3 protein-coding genes and 1 pseudogene are annotated in these 2,823 nt (G+C 74.0%); 2 read left to right on the top strand and 2 right to left on the bottom strand.

The window, feature by feature from the left end:
* Positions 1–192, top strand: a pseudogene (locus ACIP98_RS42165) (nitroreductase family protein); the annotation flags it as partial.
* 26 nt (positions 193–218) lie between these two features.
* On the opposite strand, the gene ACIP98_RS42160 reads toward ACIP98_RS42165, so the two are convergent.
* Positions 219–749: a DUF4245 domain-containing protein gene (locus tag ACIP98_RS42160; protein WP_319658764.1), complete on the bottom strand. Its 531-nt coding sequence runs from the start codon at positions 747–749 to the stop codon at positions 219–221.
* Between the two features lie 159 nt (positions 750–908).
* Between ACIP98_RS42160 and glpX the strand changes: the two genes are divergently transcribed.
* Positions 909–1,952 carry a class II fructose-bisphosphatase gene (gene glpX / locus ACIP98_RS42155; RefSeq protein ID WP_319658763.1) on the top strand — a complete coding sequence of 348 codons (1,044 nt, stop codon included), beginning with the start codon at positions 909–911 and terminating at the stop codon, positions 1,950–1,952.
* A gap of 121 nt (positions 1,953–2,073) precedes the next feature.
* Here the strand turns inward: glpX and ACIP98_RS42150 are convergent, their stop codons facing one another.
* A complete protein-coding gene (locus ACIP98_RS42150) occupies positions 2,074–2,427 on the bottom strand; it encodes a WhiB family transcriptional regulator (RefSeq protein WP_401982166.1) in 354 nt (117 codons plus the stop codon).
* Positions 2,428–2,823 lie beyond the last annotated feature (396 nt).

The raw sequence follows: 2,823 nt of genomic DNA, 5'->3' as shown, positions 1-2,823 counted from the left end.
CTCGGCGTGCGCGCCGCGGGTCTGGCCGCCGGCCCGATGACCGGTTTCGACGCCGAGGGCATCGACAAGGAGTTCTTCCCCGAGGGCGACCACTCGGTCCTGGCCGTGGTGAACATCGGCAAGCCGGGCGAGAACGCCTGGCGCGCGCGCTCGCCGCGTCTGCCCTACGACGAGGTCGTCACCACCGTCTGAGCCACCGGCCCCGGCCGGGCCCGGTCCTACTGGCCGCTGCGCTCCTGGAGCGCGGCGGCCAGTTCCGCGAGCCGGTCGGCCGGAGCGGTGCCGGTGACCATCGTGGTCACCCCGCCCTTCTCCCGCACCAGCGCGTCGTACTTGGGACCCTCGTAGCGGTCCCACGTCTCGCCGCCGACGGTGCGCGTGCCGCTCTTGCGCGCGTCGTGGCTCGTGGCCGCGACGAACGCCGCCGCGTCCGCGTTGCTCTGCTCGACGGCCGCGTACTCGTTCTGCGGGTCGACGAAGCCCAGGTGCCAGTGCACCGCCTTCGGGTTCGTGTCCTCGTACGTCACCGAGGTCGCCCGCCAGCCCTTGCCGAGGCCCTCGGGGGCCGCGACCGGGTACGGGGCGCTGCGGCGCGCCTGGTCGAGCTCGACCCGGTAGCCGACCACCTGGACGGGGTCGTGGTTCTCGTCGTGCGGGATGAAGAACCAGATGATGCCGACCACGACGCCGATCGCCGCCATCGAGATCACCATGTCACGCACTGTTTCCGTGCCGCGCTTCTTTGCCACGCCCCCTATGGTCCCTCATGCCCCGGAGCGTCCCGCCGCCCGGGTCCCGCGCGTGCCGGATGCGCTCATGTGACGGGGGGCCTGCTCATCCTGGCACCTGGCGGCTAAGGTCGTAGCACCCTCTTTTCCGGCCGTCCTCGTACAGAAAGGTGCGCTGTGATGACCGAGCAGCACGAAAACCACAACATGCCGCCGCAGCTCGAAGTGAGTCCCGAGGCCCCCGACCGCAACCTCGCCCTCGAACTGGTCCGGGTCACCGAGGCCGCCGCGATGGCCGCCGGCCGCTGGGTGGGCCGGGGCGACAAGAACGGCGCGGACGGCGCGGCCGTCAAGGCCATGCGCACCCTGGTCTCGACCGTGTCGATGAACGGCGTCGTCGTCATCGGCGAGGGCGAGAAGGACGAGGCGCCGATGCTCTTCAACGGCGAGCGGATCGGCGACGGGACCGGCGCGGAGTGCGACATCGCCGTGGACCCGATCGACGGGACGACGCTCACCGCCAAGGGCATGCCCAACGCCGTCGCCGTGCTCGCCGCCGCCGACCGCGGCGCGATGTACGACCCGTCGGCCGTCTTCTACATGGACAAGCTGGTCACCGGCCCCGAGGCCGCCGACTTCGTGGACATCACCGCCCCGCCGTCGGTGAACATCCGGCGGGTCGCCAAGGCCAAGGGCGGCGCCCCCGAGGACGTGACCGTCGTGGTGCTCGACCGGCCCCGGCACGACGGGCTGGCCAAGGAGATCCGCGAGACCGGCGCGCGCATCACGTTCATCTCGGACGGCGACGTGGCGGGCGCCATCATGGCCGTCCGCGAGGGCACCGGCGTCGACATGCTGATGGGCATCGGCGGCACCCCGGAGGGCATCATCGCGGCGTGCGCGATCAAGTGCCTCGGCGGAACCATCCAGGGCAAGCTCTGGCCCAAGGACGACGCCGAACGGCAGCGCGCCCTCGACGCGGGCCACGACCTCGACCGGGTCCTGCACACGGACGACCTGGTCAAGGGCGACAACGTGTTCTTCGTCGCCACCGGCATCACCGACGGCGAACTGCTGCGGGGCGTGCGCTACCGCGCCGAGACCGCGACCACCCAGTCGCTGGTCATGCGCTCCAAGTCCGGCACCATCCGCCAGATCGACTCCACGCACCGGCTGTCGAAGCTCCGCGCCTACAGCACGATCGACTTCGACCGCGCGCGCTGACCGCCGCCCGGCCGGAGGGGCTGGGCCGCAGGCGAGCACAGCCGGAAGCCGGCAGGCCCGGCCACCGTGCACACAGGGGCCGGGAGCCCGCCCAGCGGCGGACTCCCGGCCCCGGAGCGGGTCAGCCCGCGGCAGCGATCCGCGGCTCCGGCCGCTGCAGTTCCGCCTCGCGGCGACGCCGGCGCGCGAGCACGACCCGGCGCTCGGCCGCGGTCATGCCGCCCCACACCCCGTAGGGCTCCGGCTGCAGCAAGGCGTGCTCGCGGCACTCCAGCATGACCGGGCAGCGGGCGCAGACCCGCTTCGCGGCCTCCTCGCGCGACAGCCGTGCCGCGGTCGGCTCCTTGGAGGGGGCGAAGAACAGACCTGCCTCATCGCTGTGGCACGCCGCGTCCGAATGCCATGGGCCGCCCAGGTCCCGGGGGTGACTCAGGGAGGAACTGGATGCTGCCGCGGGCTCGATCGGTTGAAGCACGGGATACTCCTGACGACGGCTCGGCTTGGTGTCACCCTTGCCCGTCGCTGCCCTTCCCGCTGCGTCGGCACGGGGTTGTCGACGTGGGGGTCCGGCGGCGAGCGACGTGTCCCCATGCCCTACCCGCTGTGCGCGCGTTCATGCGCACGGTGGCCGCAGGCTCGCGCGCCCGCGCGTGCGCTGCCCGTGCCGGAGGGTGCGCCGCCCGAGCCGCCCGGTGGCCGACGGCCCCGGCAACCGCCTTCTTTCCGGGACGCCTTGGGGCCCGATCACACGCCGGCGGGGGGGGGGGGGGGGCCCCCCCCCCCCCCCCCCCCCGGGGGGGCCCCGCGCCCGCCCCCCCGCGGGGGGGGGGGGGCGCCCCCCCCCCCCCCCCCCCCCGGGGGGGGGGCCCCC

Origin of the sequence: Streptomyces sp. NPDC088354 (assembly GCF_044753585.1) — a bacterium.
Classification (GTDB): domain Bacteria; phylum Actinomycetota; class Actinomycetes; order Streptomycetales; family Streptomycetaceae; genus Actinacidiphila.
This window is presented reverse-complemented; position numbering and strand designations above follow the sequence as displayed.

Excerpts from the sequence above, each read along its gene's own strand:
- glpX (WP_319658763.1), top strand. The coding sequence starts at position 909 with ATGACCGAGCAGCACGAAAACCACAACATGCCGCCGCAGCTCGAAGTG.